The sequence below is a fragment of the Arthrobacter sp. P1_B11 genome (genome assembly GCF_056406715.1).
Genome location: NZ_JBFTZQ010000025.1, coordinates 1 through 20,376, shown reverse-complemented (window position 1 = coordinate 20,376; position 20,376 = coordinate 1). Strand labels below are relative to the sequence as shown.

The 20,376-nt window shown below is 67.4% G+C and carries 18 protein-coding genes and 1 riboswitch; of the genes, 8 read left to right on the top strand and 10 right to left on the bottom strand.

Annotated elements, in window-relative coordinates; all coding sequences use genetic code 11:
- The first annotated feature begins 5 nt into the window (after positions 1–5).
- The 3 genes from upp to AC1D14_RS17380 are packed head-to-tail and all read left to right on the top strand — an operon-like array spanning position 6 to position 1,793.
- Positions 6–641 carry a uracil phosphoribosyltransferase gene (gene upp / locus AC1D14_RS17390; RefSeq protein ID WP_476875147.1) on the top strand — a complete coding sequence of 212 codons (636 nt, stop codon included), beginning with the start codon at positions 6–8 and terminating at the stop codon, positions 639–641.
- 58 nt (positions 642–699) lie between these two features.
- A complete protein-coding gene (locus AC1D14_RS17385; protein ID WP_476875148.1) occupies positions 700–1,095 on the top strand; it encodes a VOC family protein in 396 nt (131 codons plus the stop codon).
- A gap of 14 nt (positions 1,096–1,109) precedes the next feature.
- Complete coding sequence (locus AC1D14_RS17380) at positions 1,110–1,793, top strand: HAD-IA family hydrolase (protein WP_476968886.1); 684 nt, start codon at positions 1,110–1,112, stop codon at positions 1,791–1,793.
- Positions 1,794–1,852: 59 nt separating this feature from the next.
- Here AC1D14_RS17380 and AC1D14_RS17375 read toward each other — a convergent pair whose 3' ends face one another.
- The 6 genes from AC1D14_RS17375 to AC1D14_RS17350 form a co-directional block, all read right to left on the bottom strand.
- Positions 1,853–3,574 carry an ArnT family glycosyltransferase gene (locus tag AC1D14_RS17375; protein ID WP_476875150.1) on the bottom strand — a complete coding sequence of 574 codons (1,722 nt, stop codon included), beginning with the start codon at positions 3,572–3,574 and terminating at the stop codon, positions 1,853–1,855.
- 6 nt (positions 3,575–3,580) lie between these two features.
- A complete protein-coding gene (locus AC1D14_RS17370) occupies positions 3,581–5,608 on the bottom strand; it encodes a glycosyltransferase family 39 protein (RefSeq protein WP_230120189.1) in 2,028 nt (675 codons plus the stop codon).
- Positions 5,605–7,011 (bottom strand): bifunctional glycosyltransferase family 2/GtrA family protein, encoded by a 1,407-nt coding sequence (locus AC1D14_RS17365; protein ID WP_476968885.1) that lies wholly within the window; start codon positions 7,009–7,011, stop codon positions 5,605–5,607. Before AC1D14_RS17365 ends, AC1D14_RS17370 begins: the two co-directional genes overlap by 4 nt.
- Positions 7,012–7,236: 225 nt before the next feature.
- On the bottom strand, positions 7,237–8,055 hold the full coding sequence (locus tag AC1D14_RS17360) for an aggregation-promoting factor C-terminal-like domain-containing protein (protein WP_476875153.1): 819 nt from the start codon (positions 8,053–8,055) through the stop codon (positions 7,237–7,239).
- 5 nt (positions 8,056–8,060) lie between these two features.
- Positions 8,061–8,224, bottom strand: a riboswitch (cyclic di-AMP (ydaO/yuaA leader).
- Positions 8,225–8,318: 94 nt separating this feature from the next.
- Positions 8,319–9,866 (bottom strand): HAMP domain-containing sensor histidine kinase, encoded by a 1,548-nt coding sequence (locus tag AC1D14_RS17355; protein ID WP_230120195.1) that lies wholly within the window; start codon positions 9,864–9,866, stop codon positions 8,319–8,321.
- Between the two features lie 3 nt (positions 9,867–9,869).
- Positions 9,870–10,610: a response regulator transcription factor gene (locus tag AC1D14_RS17350; RefSeq protein WP_230120196.1), complete on the bottom strand. Its 741-nt coding sequence runs from the start codon at positions 10,608–10,610 to the stop codon at positions 9,870–9,872.
- A 196-nt stretch (positions 10,611–10,806) separates the two neighbouring features.
- Between AC1D14_RS17350 and AC1D14_RS17345 the strand changes: the two genes are divergently transcribed.
- From AC1D14_RS17345 to AC1D14_RS17325, 5 genes are all read left to right on the top strand, one after another.
- Positions 10,807–11,757: a hypothetical protein gene (locus tag AC1D14_RS17345; RefSeq protein WP_476875154.1), complete on the top strand. Its 951-nt coding sequence runs from the start codon at positions 10,807–10,809 to the stop codon at positions 11,755–11,757.
- A 607-nt stretch (positions 11,758–12,364) separates the two neighbouring features.
- Positions 12,365–13,237 carry a winged helix-turn-helix domain-containing protein gene (locus tag AC1D14_RS17340; protein WP_230120198.1) on the top strand — a complete coding sequence of 291 codons (873 nt, stop codon included), beginning with the start codon at positions 12,365–12,367 and terminating at the stop codon, positions 13,235–13,237.
- Between the two features lie 330 nt (positions 13,238–13,567).
- On the top strand, positions 13,568–13,771 hold the full coding sequence (locus AC1D14_RS17335) for a dodecin family protein (protein WP_230120199.1): 204 nt from the start codon (positions 13,568–13,570) through the stop codon (positions 13,769–13,771).
- Positions 13,772–13,816: 45 nt separating this feature from the next.
- Positions 13,817–14,344: a SixA phosphatase family protein gene (locus tag AC1D14_RS17330; RefSeq protein ID WP_230120200.1), complete on the top strand. Its 528-nt coding sequence runs from the start codon at positions 13,817–13,819 to the stop codon at positions 14,342–14,344.
- Positions 14,345–14,512: 168 nt separating this feature from the next.
- Positions 14,513–15,940: a D-alanyl-D-alanine carboxypeptidase family protein gene (locus AC1D14_RS17325; RefSeq protein ID WP_230121481.1), complete on the top strand. Its 1,428-nt coding sequence runs from the start codon at positions 14,513–14,515 to the stop codon at positions 15,938–15,940.
- Here the strand turns inward: AC1D14_RS17325 and AC1D14_RS17320 are convergent.
- Genes AC1D14_RS17320 through AC1D14_RS17305 form a run of 4 tightly spaced genes read right to left on the bottom strand, consistent with a single transcriptional unit; the run spans position 15,924 to position 19,985 of the window.
- A complete protein-coding gene (locus AC1D14_RS17320) occupies positions 15,924–16,544 on the bottom strand; it encodes a single stranded DNA-binding domain-containing protein (protein ID WP_230121482.1) in 621 nt (206 codons plus the stop codon). The genes AC1D14_RS17325 and AC1D14_RS17320 overlap by 17 nt on opposite strands.
- A gap of 8 nt (positions 16,545–16,552) precedes the next feature.
- Positions 16,553–17,236, bottom strand: a complete 684-nt coding sequence (locus tag AC1D14_RS17315) for a TetR/AcrR family transcriptional regulator (RefSeq protein ID WP_230121483.1) — start codon at positions 17,234–17,236, stop codon at positions 16,553–16,555.
- The gene (locus tag AC1D14_RS17310; protein WP_230121484.1) at positions 17,233–19,269 is read right to left on the bottom strand and encodes a YhgE/Pip family protein; all 2,037 of its coding nucleotides are present in this window, start codon (positions 19,267–19,269) and stop codon (positions 17,233–17,235) included. Before AC1D14_RS17310 ends, AC1D14_RS17315 begins: the two co-directional genes overlap by 4 nt.
- Positions 19,266–19,985 carry an ABC transporter ATP-binding protein gene (locus AC1D14_RS17305; RefSeq protein WP_230121485.1) on the bottom strand — a complete coding sequence of 240 codons (720 nt, stop codon included), beginning with the start codon at positions 19,983–19,985 and terminating at the stop codon, positions 19,266–19,268. Before AC1D14_RS17305 ends, AC1D14_RS17310 begins: the two co-directional genes overlap by 4 nt.
- Positions 19,986–20,376: the final 391 nt, after the last annotated feature.

Genomic DNA, 20,376 nt, shown 5'->3' with positions numbered 1-20,376 from the left:
GACCCATGCGCACACTCGTCGTGGACCATCCGCTGGTCGCCCACAAGCTCACCGTCCTGCGGGATAAAAACACCCCCTCGCCGGTTTTCCGCCAGCTCACCGAGGAACTCGTCACCCTCCTCGCCTACGAGGCAACCCGCGACGTCCGCACCGAGCCGGTCACGATCGAAACCCCGGTGTCCACGACCGTCGGCACCGCGTTCACCAAGCCGACGCCCCTGGTAGTCCCCATCCTCCGCGCCGGCCTGGGGATGCTTGAGGGCATGACCAAGCTGGTCCCCACGGCCGAGGTCGGTTTCCTGGGCATGGCCCGCGACGAGGAGACCCTTGACATCATCACCTACGCGGAGCGCCTCCCGGAGAACCTCACGGACCGGCAGATCTTTGTCCTGGACCCCATGCTCGCCACCGGCGGCACCCTGCGCGAGGCCATCAAATTCCTCTTCAAGCGCGGCGCCTCCGACGTCACCTGCATCTGCCTGCTGGCCGCGCCTGAGGGCCTGGCCAAACTTGAGGAAGAACTCTCCGACGCCAACGTGACCATCGTGCTGGCCTCGATCGACGAAAAACTGAACGAGAAGTCCTACATCGTGCCTGGGCTCGGCGACGCCGGGGACCGCCTGTACGGCATCGCCGGCTGAGAGGGGCCGGGCTTCCCGGGTCTTCCGGATCCTTTCGTGCCGGGCTAGCCTGTGCACCATGGACTGGAAACTTGAACTTGTGTTCGTCCCCGTGTCCGATGTGGACCGCGCCAAGGACTTCTACGTCAACAAAGTCGGCTTCAATGCAGACTACGACGAGCGTCCCATGGACGGGATCCGCTTCGTCCAGCTGACCCCGCCCGGCTCCGGCTGTTCGATCGCCATCGGGGAGGGACTCAACGATGCGCCGCCGGGCACGGCCCCGAGCCTCCAGCTCGTGGTGAATGACATCCAGGCGGCTCACTCGCAGCTGAAGGCCAACGGCGTGGATGTGAGCGACGTGGACGTCCAGGACTGGGGACATTTCGTGTATTTTTCCGACCCTGACGGCAACAAATGGGCCGTGCAGTTCATCCCCGGCAGGGAAGCCGCCCCCGAGGCCGCCGGACAGTAGGGCAAAATGGGGGCATGACTTCCAGCACAACACCTGCTCCGGCCCGGACCCTCACGGCCCGTGCCGTCCTTTTCGATATGGACGGCACCCTGGTGGATTCCACCGCGGTGGTGGAACAGGTGTGGGGCGAGTTCGCCGCGCGCTATAGCCTGGACATCGCCGAGATCCTGCGGACCTCCCACGGTGTCCAGGCCGGGGACACAGTGCGGCGCTTCGCTCCTGCTGGCGCGGACGTGGTGGCCCTTACCGAGGAACTCGGCGCAATGGAGCGGGTCCGGACCGAGGGCATTGTCGCCCTGCCCGGTGCTGCTGAGCTGCTGCGCACGCTGCCCGGGGACGCTGTGGCCCTCGTGACGTCCGCCGACCGCATCCTGGCGGACGTCCGCATGGGCGCCGCCGGCCTGGCGATGCCTGCCACGGCGGTGACCGCGGACCTGGTCACCCGGGGCAAGCCGCATCCGGAAGGCTACCTGCGGGCCGCCGAACTGCTGGGCGTGGAACCGTCGGAAGCTGTGGTCTTCGAGGACGCCCCTGCCGGCATCGCGGCAGGTGTGGCGGCCGGCATCCGCACGGTGGCGGTCGGCCCGAACACCGGTGTAGTACCCGACGGCGTGCTGCGTATCCCCGACTACTCTGCGGTCACCGCTTCGGTGGGGTCCGGCACGGACGGCCGACCGGTCATCTCCTTCCGGCTCTGACGCACGCCCCTTAGGGCGCCGGCCCCCTCGAGCCCCTGCCCCTCTGGCGCACGCTGCGGTCAGGAAAGGTCGTAGACCGTGGCGCCGCCCACCGTCCTGGCCGTGAAGTTCGCCGCCACCCAGTCGGAGATCCTGGCCGCCGCGTCCGACCCCGTCTCGCCCTGCATCATGCTGCCGCCGATGAAGTAGTGGATTTCACCGGCGGCCACCAGCTTCTGGAACTGTTCGAGGTTCGGCGCGGGATCCGTTCCGTTGAACCCTCCCACCGCCATCACCGGAAGTCCGGAGGCCAGCGGCGCCGCGAGGACCGCCGCGAGCGCGACTCCCGCCGTCGTGCGCTGCGATGCCTTCCGGAGCTGCGCCGATGACGTCCGGAGGTCCTGCCCCGCCAGCGCCAGCAGGAGCAGGGCCGCCGCGGCCAGCGACGCGAGCAGCACCGTCCAGCGCAGCCAGGGCAGGTACGCGGGGGAGCGGCCCAGCAGCTGGAAGGCCAGGCACCCGGCAGCGATCACAGCTGCAGCCAGCGGCAGGGCTGCCGCGGGACGGGCGCGGCGCTGCCACAGAAGGATGCCGCCCAGCCCCGCCAGGCCTGCGATGCCGGGGGCCAGGGCAACCATGTAATACGGATGGATGATGCCGGCCATGAAGCTGAACGTGAGGCCGGCGACCGCCACCCACAAGCCCCAGATCACCACGGAGGCCCGCACCACATCAGTCCGCGGGGCACGCCGGCCGACCCACAGCAGGGCGCCGGCAAGGATCAGCACCGACGGCAGAAGCCACGCGATCTGGCCGCCGAATTCGCTGTTGAACAACCGCAGAAGCCCGGGCGTTCCCCAGCCGTTCCCGCCGCCCACGCTGCCGGTCTCGTCGCCGTTGAGCCGGCCCAGGCCGTTGTAGCCGAGCGTGAGTTCCAGGATGGAGTTGTTCTGCGAGCCGCCGATATACGGCCGGTTTTCTGCCGGGATGAGTTCGACGGCGGCCAGCCACCACCCGGCGGCGGCCACCATGGCACCGCCCGCGCCGGCGAGCCGCAACAGCCTTTTGCCGAGGCCGCCGGGTGCAGCGAGCAGGTACGCGGCGGCCAGGCCAGGCACCACCAGCAGGACCTGGAACTGCTTGGTCAGGAATCCGAGGCCGAGCAGCACACCGCCCAGCAGGAGCCAGCGGAAGCGGCCATCCTGGATCGAGCGCAGCACTGCGTAGGCAGCCGCGGTCATGACGAGAACCAGCAGGGCATCTGGGTTGTTGAAGCGGAACATCAACGCAGCCGCCGGGGTCAGCGCCATAACGGCGCCCGCCAGCAGGCCGCCGCAGTGGGCGGGCCGGTCATCGCCGGTGGCGGGTGCGGCGGCGCGGCGCACCGCAAGGTACACGAGCCAGACCGTCGCCACCCCCATCAGGGCCTGCGGCACCAGGATGCTCCAGGAGTTCAGTCCGAACAGCCTGACGGACAGGCCCATAATCCAGAGGGCTGCTGGCGGTTTGTCCACCGTGATGGCGTTGGCGGAATCGGAGGAGCCGAAGAACCACGCCGCCCAGTCCTGTGAGCCGGCCTGCGCCGCGGCCGAGTAGAAAGCATTGGCCCAGCCCGAAGCTCCCAGGTTCCACAGGTAGAGGACGGCAGTACCCAGCAGGAGCCCGGCAAGCTCGAGGCGGCTCCGCAGCTGGGCGGGCGGCCCGGTTTCCGCTGGTTGCCCGGCACCTGCGGATTGTCTGGCCACGCCGGGTGCCGTGGAACCGGGGCGCCGGAAGCTAAGGCGGGAAATGGTGTTGGTCATGACGGCCTACTCGCTCAGCTTGTACACGGTGGAAGTGCCCACGGTCTGGGCGTCAAAGTTGGCGGCTACCCAGGTGGCAACCTCGGAGTTCCCCCCGCGCATGCCGCCTCCGCGCATGCCGCCCATGCCTCCGCCGGAGATGAAGTAACCGATCTCGCCCTTGGCCACCATTTCCTGGAACTGCGCCAGGGTGGGGTACGGGTCGCCGCCGTTCCAGCCGCCCAGGGCAATGACGTTGGTGCCCGTCGCCAGCTCCAGGCTCGCGGCCTGACTGGCCCCCGAGACGATTCCTGACCACTTCGCGGTGCTCGACTTGAGAAGCGCGGTGAGCTCGGAGCCGGCCGATCCGGCGCCGTCGGCCACGCCTGCCGGGCCGCCCTGCCCTCCGTTGATGCCCGCACCGCCGGCGATGTCCGCCCTGCCCGTCTGGCCTCCGGGACCGCCCATGGCGGACGCGGTGGGTCCCGACGTCGGAATGGAACCGGAGTGGGGCTGGGCGGCGGTGGCGAAGGTCCAGGCCGTGCTGCCGAGCCCGCCCGCCAGCAGCGAAACGACCACAACACCGGCCGCCGCAGACTTGCGCAGCCGTGCGGAAACGTTCTGGAGCGAGTCGAGCCGCAGCGCCAGCGCTGCCGCCGCCAGCACGCCGAGGACAACTGCGGCCGGCCTGAGCCAGGGCAGCCAGGACGCGTCGCGGCCCAACAGCACTGCGGACCAAACGGAGGCCGTCAGGACTGTTGCGGCCAGAACGGTCCTGGCTGGCCAGTAGGACCGCCCGCGCCACAGTTCAACGGAACCGATTCCCACCAGCGCCGCGATGGACGGTGCCAGCGCCACAACGTAGTAGGGATGGACCGTTCCTCCCATGAAGCTCAGGATTCCAGCCGTCACCAGCAGCCAGCCGCCCCACAGCATCAGGGCCGCCCGGGTCCGGGAGGTGCGGGTCTCGCGGCGTGTGAACCAGAGGCCCGCAACGAGCAGGATCAGCGCAGCCGGAAGCAGCCAGGACACCTCGCCCCCGAAGCTGCCACCAAACATCCGTGTAATGCCGGCCGCTCCGCCGAAGCCCACGTTGCCGGACATGCCGCCGCCGGCGCCTGGGGCGGTTCCGCCGCCGGGCGTGCCCCCTCCCGAACCGGTGATGCGGCCCAAACCGTTGTAGCCGAACGTGAGTTCCAGGAAGCTGTTGTTTTCCGAGCCCGCCATGTAAGGACGTGCTGAGGCGGGCGTGAGCTGGAACAGCGCGATGTAGCTGCCCGCGACGAGGACGATACCGCCGGCAGCCGCCAGCAGATGCAGCACCCGCCGGCCCAGGGTGGTGGGCGCGGCCCAGACGTAAGCCAGCGCGAGGCAGGGCACAATCAGGAAGCCCTGCAGCATCTTGGTCAGGAACGCGAGTCCGATCACGGCACCGGCCACGGCCAGCCACTTCCAGCCGGCCTTTTCGATGGCGCGGGTGGTGAAATATGCTGCCAGCACCAGGCACAGCGTTAGCAGGGCGTCCGGGTTGTTGAACCTGAACATCAGCGCGGCCACGGGGGTCAGGGCCAGTGCACCGCCGGCCAGCAGCCCGGCGGCCGGACCGGACACACGTTTCACGGTCAGGTAGAGAAGCCCGACGGCGGCCACACCCATGAGTGCCTGCGGCACCAGCATGCTAAGCGGCGAGAAGCCGAAGATCCGCCCGGCCAGGGCAGGAATCCAGAGTGCCGCCGGCGGCTTGTCCACGGTGATCGCGTTCCCGGCATCGAGGGAGCCGAACACTAAGGCGGTCCAGTCCTTGGTGCCGGCCTGGATGGCCGCGGCATAGAACGAGTTGGCGTATCCGGTGGCTTCGAGGTTCCAGAGATACAGGACCGCCGAGAAGGCCAGCAGCAGCGCGGCTGACGGTCGGACCCAGCGGGACTGGTTTCCCGTCAGCAGGGAATGAAGGCGTGAACGCGACACCGGCGTCTGCCCGGAGACGCCCCGTTCCTGTTCTGCGCCGGATTCGGCCTCCGTGCGGTGCTCTGCACGGCTCACTGTGGTGGTCATTTGCTTGCCTCTTCTTCAGCGGTCTTGGAGTCTGTGGCGGCGGAAGCCTGGTGCACCGGCGGCGACTGCCGCCGTCGGAACACCCATAGCCTGAACAGCAGGAACTTCACCGCCGTGGCGGCGAGGTTGGCCGCGGTGACGGTGACCAGCTCAAGCCAGCGGTCCGGCGTCGTGCTTCCATGGACGAGGACGAGCGCCCCGGAGGTGAGGGCCCAACCGATCCCGAAGACCAGAAGACCCTCAAAGTGATGGCGCGCAACGTCGCTGCCGCCGGCGATGCCGAAGGTGAAGCGCCGGTTGGCCGCGGTGTTGGCCACGGCCGTGGTGAGCAGGGCCAGGAAATTGGCGAGCTGCGGATCCATGAAATTGCGGCACAGGAAGAAGAGCAGCAGGTAGGCCAGGGTGGACGCTGCGCCGATGGTACCGAAGCGGACCAGCTGGCCGAACAGGCTGCCGCTGGGGCTCTGTTCCTGGCTGCGGGAGGCCGCGGGAAGGGGGCCGCGGGCCAGCGCACCGCGAAGCTCGGCGACGGGAATGCGCCCGGACACCATGTCCCTGCTGAGCCGGGCCATGCCGCGGACATCCGCGAGGGCGGTCTGGACGATGTCCACACTGGAATGCGGATCGTCCGTCCAGTCCACCGGAACTTCGTGGACGCGGAGCCCGCACTTTTCGGCCAGGACCAGGAGCTCGGTGTCGAAGAACCAGGCGTTGTCCACGGTGTGCGGCAGGATCTGTTGGTCGATGTCCGCCCGGATCGCTTTGAAACCGCACTGCGCATCGCTGAAGTGCGCCCCCATCACGGACTGGAGCAGGAAGTTGTAGCTGCGGGAGATGAACTCGCGCTTGGGCCCGCGGACCACCCTGGAATTGCGTGTCAGCCGCGTGCCGATGGCGAGGTCTGAGTGCCCGGAAATCAGCGGTGCCAGGAGGGGACCCAGAGCCGCGAGGTCGGTAGAGAGGTCCACATCCATATACGCCAGGACGGGTGACGGCGAGGCCAGCCACACTTTGCGGAGGGCGTTGCCGCGGCCCTTCTCCTCGAGGTGCACCACTGACACTTCTCGCAGCTCCCTGGCCACCCGCTCGGCGGTCTTGAGGGTGTCGTCCGTGCTCGCGTTGTCCGCCACGGTGATGCGGAACGGGTGCGGGAAGCTGCCCCGGAGATGCGCATGCAGCCGGCGCAGGCACTCCTCCAGGTCGCGTTCCTCGTTGTAGACGGGGATGGTCACGTCCAGCACGGGAACCGCGGCGGCGGTGTCGATGGGTGAGCGCCGCAGATGCCGTGCACGGGCAACGGCCGGGCTGTGCCCGTCAGACGGCGCGGAGTGGACCCGCGCGGGCGGCTGGGGGTGCAGTGGAGGGTGCGGCTGGGTTCCTGAGGCCTGGTCTGTGAGGGTCATGCTTCAACAGTGGCGGGGCCTCATATGAGGGTTTTAGGGCGAAGCTGTGCGGGGGCTGTGGAAGTTTTGGCCCCTTGGAAGGGCGGCCGCCGCATTTCTGCACCGCTTCCCGGCCGCGCCCACGTGCAGGGACGCCGACGGCCCCCGGATCACGTGGATCCGGGGGCCGTCGAAAAACTCAAAGGGGTGCAGAAACGCGCGCTCCGCTTCCCACCGACTGGCGGCTTAGTACCAGTTGTTGGCGAGGTGGAAGTTCAGGGCGCTGCAGGGGGAGCCGTAGCGTTCCTTGACGTAGTCCAGGCCCCAGTTGATCTGCGTGCGGTAGTTGGTGCGGTAGTCCGGTCCGGCGCTCGCCATTTTCTCGGCAGGCAGGGACTGCACCACGCCGTAGGCGCCGCTGCTCGCGTTGGTGGCGGTGGTGCGCCATTCGGACTCCTTGGTCCAGAGCCTCTGCAGGCACTGCATCTGGTCCGCGGCCCAGCCGAAGGAGGACAGCTTGCTGGCTGCATAAGCCTGAGCGCCGGCGGGGTCATCCACCGCGGCAGGAGCAGCGGGCTTAGCCACCGGAGCGGCAGCCCGGACCGGGGCCACCTTGGCAGCCGGCACGGCAGCAGCCTTCGCCGGAGCAGCGGCGGGCTTGGCTGCCGTTGCCTTCGGGGCGGCCTTGGCAGCGGGAGCCTTCGCGGCGGCGGCCGGCTTGGCGGCGGACTGCGGGGCCAAAGCGGCTGATGTCGGCGCCGGCAGGGCGGAGATCAGCGTCTTGTCGAAGTTGAGCGTTGACGCCGCGTCGGCCGTGGCGGAGGCCGCTGCGGGGCTGGCTACCGGGGCAGCCTGCTCGGCGGCCTGGCTGGCCGCACCGACACCGATGAGCACGGCACACGCCGTGGTCACCACGGCCGCGCGGCGGCCGAATGACGGGATGTCAGCAGTGAGCCGGCCCCAGGCCGACATGGGCCGGACAGGTTCGGCGCGGTGGCGTGAAAGCTTCTGCCGGGACTGCGTGGAAGCGCGATCAGGGCGCGTTTGTACCTTGAATTCAGACATGGTGGATTGCCTCTCAACACCTGCGGAGTTAGCTGTCGGGTTCGGATGAGGTCATCCGGCCGCACGGCGATTCACGTGTCGGCTTCACCCCAAGGGCTTGATGCGGATTGCCCGGGACTCTGGTTCCCCCGCCTCTGCCTGGTCAAGCGGAATCCGGGAAGCGGCAGAGCTGGGCGTCCATCCGGATATGCGGCCCTGGTGGTGGCCGCACTCTATCGACCGTACAGGAGGCTCACGCTTAAGTCACATTTAGGTAACAGAGATCACGACGACGGCGCGTCGCCTTGTGCAGGCAGTCGGACCGCGAATTCGGTGCGGCCGGGCCGTGAGGAGACCTCCACCGTGCCGCCGTGGGCTTCCACGATCGACTGCACAATGGAAAGCCCCAGCCCGCTGGTTCCTTCGGCGGAAGCCTGCCCGGACGGGGCCGCCGTCTGGGCGCCCGGCGCCGCCGGCACGGGGGTCGCCCGGGCCGCGTCTGCGCGGGCAAAACGCGCGAAGACCCGGTCCACGAACTCCGCGGGGATGCCCGCGCCGTCGTCCGTCACGGTGATCACTGCACTGCCGTCGGCGGACCTCATGACTCCGGTGACCACCGTGGTGCCCGGCCCGGTGTGCTTGCGCGCGTTGGAGAGCAGGTTGACCAGCACCTGGTGAAGCTGTGAGGCGTCGCCGCGCACCACTACCGGCTCTTCGGGAAGTTCGAGGTGCCAGTTGCGGTCGGGCGCCATGACCTTTTCATCGCTAACTGTCTCGATCACCAGCTGCGTGAGGTCCACGTCGCTGAGCTTTAGCGGTTGCCCCTCGTCAAGCCGCGCGAGCAGCAGGAGGTCCTCCACCAGCGTGGTCATCCGCACGGACTGGCTCTGGACGCGGGCGAGGGAGCGCTGGCCGTCGGGCGTGAACTTCTCGGTCATGCGCATCAGCTCGGTGTAGCCGCGGATGGCCGTGAGCGGCGTGCGGAGCTCGTGCGACGCGTCGGCCACGAACTGGCGGACCTTCATTTCGCTCTCCTGCCGCGCCTCGAGGGCATTGGACACGTTGTCCAGCATGAGGTTGAGGGCATGGCCTACGCTGCCCACTTCCGTTCCGGGGTGGGCGTTCGACGGCGGGACGCGGACGGCGAGTGCCACCTCACCGGCGTCGAGGGGCAGGCGGGAAACCTGCGTGGCCACCTCCGAGAGCTGTTCGAGCGGCTTCATGGTGCGGCGGATGAGCACGGTTCCGGCGAGGCCGATGAGGACGAGGCCACCCAGCGACACCAAGGTGATGGTCACAACAAGGGACGTCAGGGTGTTCTGCTTTTCGGTGAGGGGAAGCCCGGTCACCATGACGTCGCCATAGGGCGACTGGGCGGCAACCAGCCGGTAGGCCCCCGTGGACAGGGTGCGGTCAACGGGGACGCCGTCGCGGCGCAGGCCCAAAAGAACCTGGTCGTCTGCCGCCGACAGTGTCTTGCGGGTGAGATCGGCGGCCAGGAAACCAGCACTGCTGACCTCGCCGTCCTGGATCCTGGCTGCTATGGTGCCGACGCGTTGGCCCCTGCCTTCGAGGGGATCGGGCTTATTGCCCGATCCGCCGAGCGGGGGACGGCCAAAGTCCCGGGCCCTGTCAGCTGCGCCGGTGAGTTGATCGTCGAGCTGGCGGGTGAGGAACGAGTCCATGCTGGCGTAGCTGAACAGGCCCACCGCGGCGCAGATGGCCACGAGCAGCGCCATGGCAACGAGGACCAGCCGGGTGCGGAGATGCCAGGTGCCGGGCTTCAGCACGCTGCGGCGCGGCGTTCGGGTGGCTCCGGAAAGGCTTGTCACGGCCTAGTCTGCCGGTTTGATGACGTAGCCCGCTCCGCGGACCGTGTGGATCATCGGCGGGTGCACGGCATCCACCTTTTTGCGCAGGTACGAGATGTAGAGCTCGACGATGTTGGCCTGGCCCCCGAAGTCGTAGTTCCAGACACGGTCCAGGATCTGGGCCTTGCTCACCACCCGCTTGGGGTTTTCCATGAGGTAGCGCAGCAGCTCGAACTGGGTGGCCGTGAGCTGGAGTTCGTCACCGGCGCGGGTGACTTCACGGGTGTCCAGGTTCAGGACCAGGTCTCCCACCACGAGTTCCGCAGAGTCCATCGCCGCCACGCCGGAGCGCTGCACGAGGCGGTGAAGGCGCAGCAGGACTTCCTCCATGCTGAAGGGCTTGGTGACGTAGTCGTCGCCGCCGGCAGCGAGGCCCGCGATGCGGTCCTGTACTGCGTCCTTGGCGGTCAGGAACAGCGCCGGCACTTCCGGTGCGAAGGCACGGATCCTGCCGAGCAGCTCAACGCCGTCGAAGCCGGGAAGCATCACATCCAACACGAGGACGTCCGGGCGGAACTCCTTGGCGAGCTTGACCGCCTCAGGGCCGTCGGCCGCAACGGCAACGGACCAGCCCGCCATGCGCAGTCCCATGCTCATGAGCTCGGACAGGCTGGGTTCGTCGTCGACCACCAGGGCACGGATGGGGGAGCCGTCCGGATGGGTGAGCTGGGGAAGGTTGTTGGTCATGGAGTGCGAAGTGGCCATGGGACAACTCTCCGTTCTGCGGTTTAGCCGGCGCTTTGGGGTTCCTGTGCGCCGGCTGTGAATCCCAGCGTAGCGAGCTGGACAGGGGAGAGGGGCTTTTCGAGATCACAGGCATGGCTCTTGCCCTGCACAGGCCAGTCACAGGAAGGCTTCCCAGTCTGGAAGGGCCATAATCAGCACCCCAAAGGAGATAGCTATGAGCGGACAGCAGCAACCACCTGTTCCCGAGGCCCGCCCCGTACCCCAGTCTCATCCCGCCACCGAACCGGTGTCCCTGGCCCAGCCGGCGGCGGCCACTGAACCCGTGCCTGCCACAACCCCCGTTCCGGAGCCGTCGCCGGGCTGGGGCGCCGGATGGGGAGCGCCGCCGTCGGCGTCCTCAGGCACCGCCGCTTCGGCCGAGCCGACTGGCAAGTGCGCAGGCTGGGGCACCGGATGGGGAGCGCCGCCGTCGGCCGGTACTGCCGGTGCGGCGTCTTCCGCCGGCAAGCCGTGGACGCTGAAGCGGGGGCTGCTTGTGGCCGGTGCGGCCGCCGTTCTGGCGGCCGGTGCCGGAGTGGGCGTCTACAGCCTGGGCAATAATGCTGCCGCTGCCAACGGCGCCGCGGGCGCCGGCGGCCTCGGCCAGGGCGTACTGCCGCAAGGAGGGGTGCCCCAAGGCGGTACCGCTCCGGATGGCACCGTCCCGGGCGGGACGGCTCCCGACGGAAGCGGGACGCTTGGCGGGCGGGGCGGCGGTGTTGACGGCGGAGCGGTGCCGGGCCAGGGCGCCCCCGGCGATTTCACTGCCGGCGGGCTGGGCGGCATGGCCAGCGGCGTCTCGTCTGCCGTTCACTCGGAGTACGTGGTCCAGGAGAGCGGCCAGTACGTCACCAAGGTGGCGCAGCTGGGTACGGTCTCCAGCGTCGCCTCGGACTCAGTGACCGTCAAGAGCGCGGATGGCTTCACCAGCACCTACACGCTCGACGACGCCACAGTCGTGGGCAATCAGCAACAACGTCGCCAGCAGACCGGAACCGGCGGGCTGACCGTCGCCGATATCGTCTCCGGGGCTGCCGTCAGGATCGTGGCGGCCAAGGAAGGATCGACGCTGACGGCGGAAAGTGTCCTGGTGACCGCCGCCACGCAGGCCGGGCAGACCAGCTGAGACCAGCGCAGCAGTTCGGCTGCCGGTTTGCCGGGTCCGGGGAACGGAGGATTCCGGCAAACCCGCGGGCGCTTGACCGTGGCGACCGGGAGTGCTCCGGCAAAAATTTCCAGTCCGGATCGCGTCGTAGCTGGACAACCGCCGATTGGCGGTTGCCGAATTCCGGCCGCTCGGATCTGACTGAATATTCACCGGAAAAAGAGGAGTTTCACGCACAAAATTCGACAAAAGTCGCTTTCTGAACGTTCGTTCTGGAAAAAGACCGCCGAAAATTGAGGCGTTCAGAATTGTGATTTGACCCACAAAGGGGGCTTTCGTCTCACGATGCGGACGTGAGCGTCCATTGTTACTTGCAAGTTTTCATTGTTACGTTGCACACTTCAAATGTGAACAAGAACTCAACAGCACCTGCAACCGCAGAATATTGGCCCAGCACACCCGCTGCTGCCGACATGCGCTGTTGTCGAATGCACGCCTGACTTTCTACCCCACGAAGTTTTTAGGCATTCGCCCCCCAGCCCAGCGTCGGGCGCCCTCCCCAGAACTCATTGCGGGGAACCAAGCATTCGAGCCGCGATGACGGCCATTCACATTGAGGTAAGCATTCATGTCAGTTGCATCTGGATACGTCCACATCTCCGTCCGTAACGCCAACAAGGCCGGACAGGCCTCCGGCCTCCGCCAGGGGTTCGGCGCCCGCCCGGCGTTTCCCCCGGCCGGCCAGGGAAACAACTTTCCGGCCCCGGGCTACGCGCCCCAGGGATACAACCCCAATTCTTACGGCCAGTTGCGCGCTGTTCCGGCTGAGGAAGCCGCCCCTTTGACTGCCCCGACGCCCCTGCTGGCTCCCGCTCCCGGGACGTCCGTCCGCCCGGTGCCGAACGACAACGTGGCCCGCGGATTTGTCCTTTACATGGGGATTGACGAGGAAACCGCGGCTGCTGCCGGCACCTCCATAGCCAAGCTTGCCCAGGAGATCCGGGCCTACGCCCAGTCGCTCGTTTCCGGCGCTGAGAGCTACGCCGCCGTCGCAGTGGCGCCGGCCAGCGCCCAGGGTTCCGCGCTCGACGTCGTCCGCTCCACGTTCGGTGACCCCACCGTCAACACCCGTCAGCGCACTGAAACCGCGCGTCTCCAGCCGGCCCAGGATCCCCGTCCTTCCGGTGTCCTGATCGACCTCGCCCGCCGCGAAGTCCACCTCGACGGCGAATCCCTGAACCTGACGTTCAAGGAATTCGAGCTCCTCAACTACCTCGTGGAGAACGGAACCCGCACCGTGGGCCGCGACGAACTGCTCGAGGGCCTGTGGCGCAACGCCGAGGAAGTGCCGAACGAGCGCACCATCGACGTCCACATCCGCCGCCTCCGCTCCAAACTGGGCCGCCTCGCCAACACCGTGCGTACCGTCCGCGGCCAGGGTTACCGGTTCTACGAGCACCCCGAAGTTGTTGTCTGGGCCGCTCCGGAATACTCGATCTAGCCTTAACTTCGTGCAAAAGCGTCCGTTCCCCTCAGCGGGAGCGGGCGCTTTCGCTTTCGCGCCACGATCCCTCGGCGCCTGCGCTCGCTTCCCCCCGCCGTCCCCCTCACCTCGCAAGCTCGGTCAGGGAACCTCGACAGCGGTGTTCGCGCAACAACGGCGCTTTCGGGATGTACCGCTGCGTTGCAGCACCCTCTCCCACCCGAACTGCCGCTTTTGCGCGTCCGGCGCCAACGAGCATGTGCCTCCGCGGCTGGTCTTTTTGAACTCTATTGCCTTCTCTTCCTCCGGCGTAGGCTCGGATCGTTGATCCGACTATGAGGAGGAACCATGTCTGTCGCACGCATCACCACCTTGAGCGCCAACTCCAAAACCTCTTTTGACGACGCCATCAAGGAAGGCATTTCACGCGCCAGCAAGACACTGCGCGGTGTGTCCGGCGCCTGGGTCAAGGAGCAGAAAGTCGAAATCTCCGACGGCAACGTGGTGGCCTGGCACGTCGTGCTGGAAGTGACCTTCGTCCTCGAAGACTGAGTCGGCGCGCCCGGCTGCCGGTTGGTTGGGTAGTAGGGTGAGTCCATGAGCGGGCACCACAAGAAACGGCTGGTCATCATGCGCCACGCCAAGGCCGACTGGCCGGGCGGAGTGGCGGACCACGACCGGCCGTTGGAGGAGCGCGGGCACCGCGAGGCTCCGCTGGCCGGCAAGTGGCTGCTCAAGCACCACATCGTCCCCGACTTCATCCTGTGCTCAAGTGCGCTGCGTACCCGCCAGACCTGCACCTGGGTATGCAGCGAGCTGGGCGACAAAGCGCCGACGCCGAAACTTGAGGACGGACTCTACGGCGCTTCGGGGCTGAGCATGCTTTCGGTGATCAACCACGTTCCGGACACCGTCACCACGCTGATGGTGATCTCCCACATGCCGGGCGTGCAGGACCTGGCCATGCACCTGGCGTCCCGGGATTCGAATCACGATGCCTACATGGACGCGGCAACGCGTTTTCCTACCAGCGGACTGACCGTCCTCGAGACGGAAAAATCCTGGGCGGAGCTGGACGGACAGGATGCGCGCATCACCCACTTCAAGGTCCCCCGCGCCCACTAAGCTCCGGCGGGGCGGTGGTGGGGCGGTGGCAGGGCGGTGGCAGGGCGGCACGGCAGGCAGCACGGCAGACTGGGCGCCTCACGTTCGGACCTGTCGCGGCGGCAGAAGTGAATGTCGGGCACCCGAGTAGTCTGTACCTGAGCGTCGTCTAGTGGGGAAGGGCCCGCCATGCTGATTTCTGGATTGACCCGGTGGCGGGACTACGTCCGGCGGTGCGCCGCCGTCGTCGTAGTCCTATCGCTTTTCCTTGCCGGTGCGCCGGTTGCCCAGGCAGCGCCCTCAGGCGAACAGCTGTCGACGCGAGTGGTGACCGACCCGAACAATTCCTGGGTCCTAGTCAACAAGTCACGCCCCCTGAGCCCTGCCCAGTTCGTGCCGCCGGACCTGGTCCGCTGGAATGGGACGGGCCATCTGTTGCGCAGCCAGACCGCGGGCGCCATCAACCAGCTCTTCGCCGGGGCACGTGCCGCAGGGCACTCCCTGGAGGTCGTCAGCGCGTACCGGTCCTATGCCACGCAAAGCAGCCTCTACAGCTCCTACGTGCAGATGTACGGCCAGGCGTACGCTGACCAGATCTCGGCGCGGCCCGGCTACAGCGAACACCAGACGGGCCTGGCCGCCGACGTCGGCAATGTGGGCGGCGGCTGCGGGCTCACTGCCTGCTTCGGAACCACTCCCGGCGGGCGTTGGGTTGCTGCGAACGCCCACCGCTACGGATTCATCGTCAGATACCCATCGGGCTACACCAACATCACGGGCTACGCCTATGAGCCCTGGCACCTGCGCTACGTCGGCGTGCAGCTGGCCACGGCCATGAAGAGTCGGGGCATTCCCACCCTGGAGCAGTACTTCTCCGCGCGTCCGACCATCAAGAGCGGCGCTGACGTGCTTGCCGCCGACAGCAGCGGCGTCCTGTGGCAGTATCCGGCCAACGGACGCGGCGGCTTCGGGACCCGGGTGAAGATCGGACCGGGCTGGGCGGGCCTGAAATCCGGCTTCGTGGCCGACTGGAATTCCGACGGCGTCAACGACATCGTTGCCCAGTGGAACAACGGGACTCTCACCGTGTACCGGGGCAAGCTCACGGGCGGCTTCCTCAGTGCCATCAGGGTGGGCACCGCCGGCTGGCAGTCCATGAACATCACGGTGGGCAAGTGGCACAACGGCCACCGCTTCCCGGGCGTGGTGGGAACCGCTGCCGACGGCGCCATGTATTACTACCCGAACGCTGCCGGCGGAGCCCTCGGCACCCGGCTTCGGATCGGCCAGGGGTTCCAGGGACTCAAGCTGGTCCTGGCCGACTTCGACAACGACCGCCGTCAGGACCTGCTGGTCACCAAATCAGGAGGCGACCTGGTGCTCTTCAGGTCCGACGGGGCGGGCAAGTTCGTGCCCGAAACCCGCCGGAAGGTGGGGAGCGGCTGGAATGCCGTTGCCCAGTCGCACGCCTCCTTTGGATTCCAGGGCCCGGGAACACGCGGCCTCACGGCCAAAGCCGCCGACGGCCGCCTGCTGTACTTCAGCCTCGGCAGCGGTCTGTTTACCGGCACCCGAACCGTGGGTCCGGGCTGGCAGACATTCAGCGTCTTCCGGTAACCCGGGGTTCGCGTGGTGCCGGTGGCCGGGCTGCCGGCTGGCGTGGGGAAGGCTGGCGTGCGGCCGGCTGGCGAGCCGCCGGTTGCCGCGGGGCTGCCTGCCTGGCCCCCGGCTGGCGCGGGGGGACGGGGCGCCTGGTGGCAGGTCTGCCTCCGGAAGTTCCGGCGGGCGAGGACCGCCGCCTCTGAGCCGACGCGGACCGTCTCCGCTGCCGCCGGCCGGCCGGCCAGACGGCAGCGGCGAACAGCACCAGCAGCGTGACCGATCCGGAGGCGGCGGCAAGGTAGAAGTAGACGTCCGAATCCTTGGCGGTCACGGCTGGACCGAGCGCCGACGGATCCTGGTTGAAGGCAAGCCCCCACATACGCAGGAATGCGATGGAACACCCGATAGACAGGCTCGTTCCCGCGCCACCTGCCAGCAGGGCCAAGTAGCGGCGGCGGGCAAATGCTTCCGCCACCGATGCCATGTACCCCACCGCCACTAGTCCGAGGAACGTGACAAGTACGGCTTCTTCAAGGGTGATGGACGTTAGTACCAGCATGCCGAGGGCAGCGAAAAACGCTCCGATAGCGATCTTCCCGCTGTTACCCATGTGACTCATGGGACTAATCATCCATGAGGATCATGCTGCTGCAGGACGTAGCCGCGCATGATCGCCATGATGGCCGCAACACTTTGGTCACGGGTCCGCTCCGGGTTGTACGTCTGGCGGTCCAGGCCCACCACGAAGCACGCCCCGAAGATCGCCGTTTCCAGGCTTCCCCTGGAGATGGACGCATCCACCGGGTACTTCGCGGCCACGTCTTCAATGGCCGCGCCGATCACCGCCAGCAGACGTGCACGGAGTTCGGCGAACGTGTCCTGCCACTCGCTGGGCGTGCGCCAGTTCTCGCTCACCCAGAGCCGCGCGAAGGACGGGTACTCCGCCATGAAGTCCATGGCCTGGCCGATCATGGCGTCCATGCCGTCCAGGGGATCCGCCTTCTCACCCTTCACGCTGAGGAGCCTGGCCTCAAGGATGTCCACCCCGTGCCGCAGCAGTTGGGCGATCAGATCCGACTTGCTGCCGAAGTTGTAGTAGACCGTGCCCTTGGACACCCCGGCGGCGGCCGCGATCTCGTCCACGGTCACATTGGCTGCGCCGCGTTCGCCGATCAGCTCCATGGAGGCCTCGAAGAGCTTCTGTTTCGTGGCGTTGGTCCGTGCCGGACGCAGTTTTTTGGACCCAACGTCCGTAGTGGACCCAACGGCCGCGTCTTTCGAACCGGCGGGGTCTGCCTCGGATGTGGTCATACTGCGATCTCCGGTTTCAGGGTCTTAAGGGTCCAGAACTTGTGCTTGCGGACGGCCAGCGTTGAGAGCGCCAGTCCCAGCAAAGTGTAGCCAACCAGCCCCGCCACGGTGGCCGGGATCATGGACAGGTCGGCACCGTAGACGAGGTGCCGCATGGCGGTGACAACGTAGCCCATGGGCAGGATCTGGTGGGCCACGTGCAGCGGCTGCGGCGTGGTCTGCCACGGAAAGGTGCCGCCGGAGGAGACGAGCTGCAGGACCAGGAGAATGAGGACCACGAGCTTTCCGGGTGATCCCAGCAGCGCCACCACGCCCTGGATGATGGCGCTGAAGGCCATGGCCGCGGCGAGCATGAGAAGCCACATCAGCACCGGGTGGGCCGGATTCAGTCCCAGCCCGGCGTTAACCACGAGGGTCAGCAGGCTAGCCTGAAGTGCGGACACCGCCAGGAATGGCAGCCAGCCACCAATGGCGATCTTCCACGCCGGAGCGTTTGACGCGAGAGCGCGCTGGGTGACGGGACGCATGGCCTGGATCAGCATGAACACCCCGATCCAGAGCGCAAGGGTCAGGAAGAACGGAGCCAGCCCGGCGCCGTAGGAGCCGGCTTTCGCCTGCGAGACGTTACTGACGGCCACGGGATCGGAGATCACCTCCGAGATATCGCTTTTCTGCGTTGCATCCGGGTTCGGAATTTTGCTGGCGCCCTTCGCGAGCTCGCCTGCCAGCGTCCTGGAACCGTCTGCGGCGGTGCGCGCGCCGGTCTCAAGCTGCGCGGCACCGTCGTCGAGCTTCCGCGCCCCGTCCACGAGGCGTGCCGTACCGTCCACTGCGGACTGCTCTCCGGCGGCAAGAGTGGCTGAGCCTGCGGCGAGCTGGTCCGCCCCGGTGGAAGCCGCGGCGATGGCTTCCGTCAGGGCCGGTGCAGACGCGGCAAGCTTGGCAGCCCCGGCGCTCACAGCCGCGGAACCGTCGGAAAGCTGTTGGATCTGCGCCGAGTCCGTCTGGATCTTCCCCCGGGCCTCAGCGACGGGGCTGGAAGCGGCCGCGGCATCAAAATCGGCCAGCACCCTGGCTGACTGCTCCTGCGTCAGGACGCCGGCCGCGACCAGCCGCGCATTGGACTCCTGGACGCGGGTCCGGAGGCCGTTGTCTGCCGCTTCCAACTGTCCGACGACGTCTTGGACTTTCGTGTTCAGCGCCGCGTTGCCGGCGGCCACCTGCGCCGCGCCGTCGGCGAGTTGCTGCGAATCGGCAGGGAGCGAGGCGGTCTTGTCCCGCAGCTGGGCCAGGCCGCTGTTCAGCCGGCCGGCTCCCGCGGAGAGCTGCGTGGCGCCGTCGCGAAGTTTGACCTGGCCGTTATACAGCTCGGTGGCGCCCGCTTCAAGCTGGGTGGAGCCCTGGTGCAGGGTGGCGCTCCCGTCGCGCAGCCGCGCGACGCCGTCAGCCAGCTCACCTGCTCCGTGCGCCGCCTTGACCATCTGGGCATGGATCGTCCCGTAGCCAGTCAGGAGCTGGTTAGCGGTTTCTTCGCCGACCTCCTTCGCCACGGACGCGTGGACGGCGGTGGTCAGCTTGTCCACGATGGTGCTGAGGAGGTAGTTGTTGGCGTCGTTGGTGGTGACGTTGAGCATGGCCTGGCTTGCCGAATCGAAGCTGCCGGGCGAAGCCAGGTTGGCGGAAAAGTCGCGCGGAATCTTCAGTGCGAAGGCGTACTTTCCTTCGCTGACGCCCTGGTCCGCCTCTGCTGCGGAGTGGACGGACTGCCAGTTGAACACGTGCCCCTCGATGAGGCTGTCGGCGACCTTCTGGCCGGCCTGCAGCCGCGTCCCGTCGCTCGTGGCGGCGCCGGTGTCCTCCACCACCAGCGCAGCGTCGATCTGGTTCAGGTTCCCGTACGGATCCCAGTTCGCATAGAGGTACACGGCGCCATAGAGCAGCGGGACCATGGTCAGGGCAAGGATGGTCAGCTTGGGCAGCAGCCCGCCGGTCATGCGCTTGAGTTCGGAACGGGCCAGCCGCAGCACAGTCACTTGGCGTCCTCGGTTTCGGCTTGTTTTTCGGTGGTTTCTTCTTCGTCCGGCCCGGCAGCGTTCGGCGCCGCAGCTTTCGGGACCGCAGTGCCGATCACAGCGTTGCCGATCGTCGCCGTCGGACCCGTCCAGCTGTCCGGGAGGGCAGTAACGGTCGCGATGACCGCGAGTGGCCGGCCGCCGTCGTACGCAAGCGCCTCAAGGCGGGGAAGCCAGTCAGCAGGGTCGGCACCGTGCCGGTCGGGGGAATCCAGGACCAGGAGGTCGGTCCGGGGATTGGCCAGCGCCAGGGCCGTGAGGAGTTCGGTGCGCCGCCGCGGCGGAAGCTGTTCCGCCCACATGTCCGAGATGTCCTCGAAACGGTTGATCTTGAGCCAGGGTTTGCTGAGGAGTGCTCCGCGGTAGCGGCGCGGGATGAGGGACAGATCCTCGGTGACGAGGTCCCGCACGCTCAGGTGCCGTTCGGGCTCGTTGACACCTGGGGAGTCCACCAATGCGCTGGCGAGGCGCAGCGGCTTGATCTTGGGCTGGCTGTCCCAGCTCACGGTTCCGCTGTCCGGTTTCATCCTGCCGCTGAGGGTAAGGGCCAGGGCCGTGCGCTGATCCTGACGGTCGCCGGTGACCAGCAGGAGTCCGCCGCGGATTGCCTGCAAGGACGTGGGCGGGAGCAGATCGTCCCGCCGGCCGTTCACGCGAAGCTGGTGTACGGAGAGCAAGTGGAGCCTTTCGCAGAGGTTGTCTGCGTCAAGCCTAACTAAACTGACCAGTCAGTTCAAATAGAACGGAACACCTGTGGCCCAAGAGACAGCGCGAACGAACACGTGAGGCCCCTAAATCCATGCTTGGGTTCTAGCGGTCGTTGCAACACCCCGGCTTTTGGGAGTTGCAACGACCGTGGTTCGTTTAAGCGGTGATTCATCAGGATCCGGGTGGTACTCGCAGGATCAGAAGGATGCATTTTTCGCGGTGTTTGACCGCTTGGGGAGTACGGCGGCGGCCGCGAGAGAGTTGGGGTTGAACCGGTTCACCTGTGCAGGCTGGGTCCGGAAGGCGGGACTGAAGGGCCGCGGGAAACGCGGGTCCGGTCCCCATCCTGGCCGGGATGAA